General features: G+C 67.9%; 7 protein-coding genes. 1 reads left to right on the top strand and 6 read right to left on the bottom strand.

All coding sequences use genetic code 11. From position 1 onward, the window contains the following. On the bottom strand, positions 1-362 hold a 362-nt coding region (locus ACFYW8_RS44340), incomplete at its 3' end, for a 2-oxoacid:acceptor oxidoreductase family protein (protein ID WP_389093785.1). 501 nt (positions 363-863) lie between these two features. Here ACFYW8_RS44340 and ACFYW8_RS44335 point away from each other — a divergent pair. Continuing rightward, complete coding sequence (locus ACFYW8_RS44335) at positions 864-1,631, top strand: response regulator transcription factor (protein ID WP_365882828.1); 768 nt, start codon at positions 864-866, stop codon at positions 1,629-1,631. Between the two features lie 226 nt (positions 1,632-1,857). On the opposite strand, the gene ACFYW8_RS44330 is transcribed toward ACFYW8_RS44335, so the two are convergent. The 5 genes from ACFYW8_RS44330 to ACFYW8_RS44310 all read right to left on the bottom strand — a co-directional run. Next, positions 1,858-2,127, bottom strand: a complete 270-nt coding sequence (locus ACFYW8_RS44330; RefSeq protein ID WP_365882826.1) for an acyl-CoA carboxylase epsilon subunit — start codon at positions 2,125-2,127, stop codon at positions 1,858-1,860. A gap of 77 nt (positions 2,128-2,204) precedes the next feature. After that, complete coding sequence (locus tag ACFYW8_RS44325; RefSeq protein ID WP_389093776.1) at positions 2,205-2,642, bottom strand: DUF6069 family protein; 438 nt, start codon at positions 2,640-2,642, stop codon at positions 2,205-2,207. Between the two features lie 116 nt (positions 2,643-2,758). Next, on the bottom strand, positions 2,759-4,345 hold the full coding sequence (locus tag ACFYW8_RS44320) for an FAD-binding oxidoreductase (protein ID WP_389093772.1): 1,587 nt from the start codon (positions 4,343-4,345) through the stop codon (positions 2,759-2,761). Positions 4,346-4,503: 158 nt separating this feature from the next. Beyond that, on the bottom strand, positions 4,504-5,154 hold the full coding sequence (locus ACFYW8_RS44315) for a DsbA family protein (RefSeq protein WP_389093768.1): 651 nt from the start codon (positions 5,152-5,154) through the stop codon (positions 4,504-4,506). 70 nt (positions 5,155-5,224) lie between these two features. After that, positions 5,225-5,446 (bottom strand): carboxyl transferase domain-containing protein (locus ACFYW8_RS44310; RefSeq protein WP_389093763.1); only part of this gene is annotated, 222 nt, incomplete at its 5' end.

Below are 5,446 nucleotides of genomic sequence, written 5' to 3'. Positions count from 1 at the left end.
TCCGTGTTGACGATGATCTCCGCGCCGCGCGGCACATCGGCGATGTTCGCCTTCAGCGCGGCCGGGTTCATGGCCACCAGCACGTTGGGCGCGTCACCGGGGGTGAGGATGTCGTGGTCGGCGAAGTGCAGTTGGAACGACGAAACGCCCGGCAGGGTGCCTGCGGGCGCGCGGATCTCGGCAGGGAAGTTCGGCAGGGTCGAGAGGTCGTTGCCGAAAGACGCCGTCCCTGCGGTGAAGCGGTCGCCGGTGAGCTGCATACCGTCACCGGAGTCCCCCGCGAACCGGATGATCACCCGATTCAGCCGGAGGACGTCCTTCGATTTCGGCGCATGATCTCCCGCAGTACGTGCAGAAATCATATTCGCGTTCCCTTTCCTCTGGCGATGTCAAGATCGACTCAGCGGCGTGTCGGCCAGAAGGTGGCCGATCCACCTCTGCTTCTCCGTAAAGCGTCTCGATAGTGTGCTGTTTTGGCCGGGACCCGCGCTTCGCCGCGCGAGGCGGAGTGACTTGGCGCACGTATACGTCGTACGCGCGCCCGTGTACGATGTATCGTGAGAGTCTGGAACGGGTGTGTACGGGGGACTGGTGAAATTGGCCGAACGATAGAACGGCAGGCCGGGCGCGTCGGCATCGGTGGTTGAGTGCTTGTGAAGAGCCGGGCGCCAGGCGGCGCGCCGCAGCCTGGATGATTCATTCTCCAGTTTTTATTGTTTCGGCGCCGTTTCTCATTTCCTTTATCGTTGAGCGTCAATTATTGATCTTTGACGGATCGGCTGCGTGGTCTGTACCCTCGATGGAGACCTTCTATTGATTGGCGCGACGCTCGCTTTAATGGATGAATGTAGGGGGAATCGCGGATGGGGAATCGTTCCATAAGGTTTCTGCAAACGAGCACTTCGCAACAGCTTGCCGTGCGGAATGCGCAGGCCAGACCTGAGGCGAGGCGATCCCGCAAGGCGTTGCGTGTGCTATCCGTCGACAGTGAGCCCGAGGTCGCGAAAGCGCTCATCCGCAACCTGGGCCGGCACGGGTTCCAGGCGGAGAGCGTGCCGACCGGAGCTCAGGCGTTACAGAGGTTCCGGAGCGCCGATCTGCTGCTCGTCGACCTGGACCTGCCCGACCTCGACGGGGTCGAGCTCTGCCGCAGCATCCGGACCGTCTGCGACGTGCCGATCATCGTGGTCACGGCTCGTGACTCGGAGCTCGACCGGGTGCTCAGTCTGCGCGCGGGTTCGGACGACTACGTGACCAAGCCCTACAGTCTCGCCGAACTGATCGCCCGCATCGAAGCCGTCATGCGGCGGGCCTTGCGTCAGCCGGTCTCCGCCGCCGCGGAGGCCATCACCGTCGGTCCGCTCGGTATCGATCCGCGCGCCCGGCAGATCAGCCTCGCCGGCAGGCCCGTGGAGGTGACGCGCAAGGAATTCGATCTGCTCTACCTGCTCGCCTCGCACCCGGGCAGCGTGGTCACTCGCAGGCAGATCATGGCGCAGGTCTGGAGGGACTCCCGGTCGGAGCCGGGGCGCACCATCGACACGCACGTCAGCAGCTTGCGGAGCAAGCTGGGTTCGAGTGGCTGGATCGTCACTGCCCGCGGTGTCGGTTTTCGCCTGGGGCACGTCTGATCCCTCATGACGGTCACCCGGCACGCTTTGGACGGTGGTTGCCTCCTCCGAGGGATTCACCTTGTGTTCCAGTGCGTACCCGGCTCGGGAAGTACCTGGACGAAGTTTTGAACTCGGGCCTGCTCGGTCAATGGCGACCGGCCGGTCCGCCCTCTTTCGAGGCCCGTCGTGGAATCGCCGACGGGATCGGTGACCCGTCGGGCGAAGGCCGCTCGGGGGGGTCTCGTCATGCCGCGCCGCGCCAGCCCGGCCGAGGGTCGGCGGCCCAGGACGTGGCTGTCCTGCGCCTGGCCGAGAACAGTGTCCAGCGGGCGCTGTTCCGAGAGTCCGGGCCCGTCTCCGGGGGCGCCTGCGAGGCACGCGCGGACAGAACGGTGGAGAGTGCCACCGCGACCGCGGCGACCTCCTCGGCGGTCGGTGAACCGCTGGTGATGCGCCAGGAGTGCGCGGTCATCACCGGGGAGACGTCGACTGTGCTGTCTTTCTCTGCTGCCATGGTTCCTTCCCGAAAGACGTCGGCGGCTCTCCGGAACCCGACCGGGTTCCGGAGAGCCGCCGGGCGGACTCCGTGTGTCAGGCGCGGGACCGGCGGATCGCCTCCAGCGCCGCCACCGCCACGAAGCCGACGAAGAGGTGCATCGTGACCAGAGTGGCGGCGGTCCCGCCGTCGGTGTTCTGGGTCAACGGGCCGATGGCCGTGAGCAGCGCCACCCCACCGCCGACGAGCTGGCCCACCCGAAGGAACACCGGCTTCCAGCGGGCCAGGAGCACGGCGGCCGTGATGCCGAGCACCGGCGCGGCGATCGACATGAAGATCACGTCACTGGCGCCGATCTCGTCGGGCTTGCCGTTGAGCTCCAGAACCAGCGAGGCGCCGGCGGCGTCACCGATGAACAGGACGATCAGATTGACGACCGCGGCGAGAGCCGCGGCCCCCGCCACCGCCTGCCATGCGGGCAGCGTTCGTCTTCCCGCGGCGGGGTGGTCGGCAGCGGGGATACTGCTGGTCATGGAGTCCTCCGGGCTGTCGTGCCGCGCCGGGACCGGTAGCTGCCAGGTCCCGGCGCGGTGGTCGTGGAGATGGGCCGTGCGCTTGCGGCGCGAGGACCGGCCGCCCGAGCGGTCCGTCAGGTGGGGTTCAGGGACAGGGCGTGCCGGAAGACGTTCTTGGGGTCGTAGGTGTTCTTGACTCGCTGCAGCCTGGGGTAGTTGTCCTTCCAGAAGAGCGAGTACCAGGGCACCCCTGACAGGTTCTGCGCCGGGTCGCGCATGTCGATGTCGGGGTAGTTGATGTAGCCGCCGTCCTGCTGGGCGTTGGGCGCGGGGAAGCCGCCGGTCGAGGCGTGGACGTTCTTGCGCAGCGTGCGCACCCAGTTGACCTCGACCTCGTCCGTCGTCGGGTCGGACCAGTTGTTGGAGTACCAGAGTTTGATGACGGAGTCCCGCTGCGGGATCGCGGTCGCGGACGACGACACCGTGTTGATCTTGCAGCCGTAGGCCGCCAGGTACACCAGGCCGACGCCGTAGTGGCTGGGGTCGGTCAGCGAGCGGTAGACCGCGCCGACCTGGGTGGCCGTCAGCGGCTTGCGCAGATGGCCGCCCATGGACTTCTGGCGCGAGTACGCGCCGTAGCTGGCGGTCGGCTCCAGGGCGATCTCCAGCCAGGTGCCTTCCTTGACGTCGACCGTCGGCTGCACCCCGACGCCCGCGTTCACCGCGGCGATGTAGTCGTCGTGGAGCTGGGCGGTGTTCGCGAGCGTCGCGTCCATACGGATCTCCAGCTGAACCGTGCCCGCGATCGACGAGTGCAGCTGCAGCGAGCTGTGCATCGACGAATACACCGACTCCGGAGCGCTGTTCGCGGCGTGCCAGGCGCCGTGGTTGAGCACCAGACGCGTGAAGCCCGCTTCGGTCAGCTGCGCCCAGGGCCAGGTCACGAAGGTCTCGCGCATCCGCGCGGGCGGCTTGGGCAGGAGCGAGGAAGGGCTGCCGGAGGCGCCCGGCGTGCGGAACCAGAACCTCGTCACGATGCCGAACCCGCCGCCGCCACCGCCGGTGTGCGCCCACCACAGGTCGCGGTTCTCGTCGTTCGCGTTACGGGTGGCGATGATCGTACGGGCCCTGCCGTGCTTGTCCGCGACGACGACCTCGACGGCGTACAAGTGGTCCACGATGAGGCCGTGGCGACGGGACAGCGGGCCGTACCCGCCGCCGGAGACGTGACCGCCGACTCCGACCTCCGGGCACACGCCGCCCGGGACCGTGACGCCCCAGCCTTCGTACAGTGCCTTGTAGACCTCGCCCAGCCGGGCGCCGGCCTGGACGGCGAAGGCGTTCATCGTCGGGTCGAAGGTGACGCCCTTCATCTCGGACAGGTCGACGAGCACACGGAACTGGGGGTCGTCGACCAGACCTTCGAAGCAGTGACCGCCGCCGCGTACCGTGATGCGCTGGTTGTTGGCGATGGCCCGGTTGACCGCCTTCTCCACCTGGGAGGCGCAGTGCACGAGCCAGATCTCGTCCGGCGTGGCCACGAAACGGCTGTTGTAGCCGCGTCCCGTGAGCTCGGCGTACCGGGCGTCGCCCGGCCTGACGATCACCTCCGGGTCGGCCTGGGCGGCGGCCCGGGCCGCGGTGGAATTCAATGCCGTGAACCCCGCGGTGGCACCGGCCACCGCTATCGCGGAGCCCAGGAACGTACGTCGCGAAAACATGTTGAGCCCTATCTGTACAGGGATGCCGACAGGTCACCGCATTGGCGGATGCGGAGCGGGGGTGGAGTTCAGCCAACCAGCACCCGCGGCACGTCACCACGCGCTTGACATGGATCTGTCGTGCCTCGGTACGAAAGTTGAGGGTTCGGACACTCCGGTCAGCTGTCGGAGGCGGACAGTGCCGCCTCACGAAGTGCCGAGAGCAGCACGGCCTCCGACTGTGATCCGGTCAATGGCCGTGCGTCGCCGATGAAGAACACCGGCACACCGGTGATGCCGAGCCGACGCACGCGGTCGAGTTCGCCGTGCAGCCGGTCGGTCGCGGCAGCCGTCTCCGGTGCGGTTTCCGCCGCTCCCGAGCCGGAGCCGTCCGTGGTGACGCCGGCTTCCCCGGCGAGTCGGGCGAGGGTGGCGGCGTCACCGATGTGCAGTCCGTCGGTGAAGTGCGCGCGAAAGAGACGCTCCACCATCTGCTCGGCCCGGCCCTGCCGCGCGGCCCGGGCGATGAGCAGGTGAGCCTCGAACGTGCCGGTCGCCACGGCGCGTTCGTAGTGCAGCTCCAGTCCCTCCGCGGCCACCTGCTCGGCGAACCGGAGGGTCTGCTGCACGGCCTGAGGGCCGAACACCTGCTCCAGCACGGGGAGCAGGGGTGCCCCTTCGGTGCCCGCGCCCGGCGCGAGCTCGAAGGGGAGGAACTCCACCTGGACGAGGTGGCCCTCGGCGCGGAGCCGGTCCGCCGCACGGGTGAAGCGGGTGTAGCCGAGGTAGGAGTGAACGCAGATCACGTCGAGCGCGATCCGAACGCGCACTGTCCTGCTCCTCGTCGGTTGCCCCTGCATGTGTGGTGCCTCCCTTGGGCTGATGCGGTCGAGTGCCCTGTCACTGTGGCGGATTGCCGTGCTTGCGGGAGGGCAGATCGGCGTGCTTGGACCAGAGCATGGTCAGCGCTCTGATCAGGGTCTCGCGGGTCTCGGCGGGGTCGATGACGTCGTCGACGAGGCCGCGTTCCGCCGCGTAGTAGGGGTGCATCAGCTCGGCCTTGTACTCCTTGACCATGCGGACGCGCATCGCCTCGGGATCGGCGGCATCGGCGATCTGGCG

The sequence above is a fragment of the Streptomyces sp. NPDC002742 genome (assembly GCF_042888885.1).
GTDB lineage: Bacteria > Actinomycetota > Actinomycetes > Streptomycetales > Streptomycetaceae > Streptomyces.
This window is presented reverse-complemented; position numbering and strand designations above follow the sequence as displayed.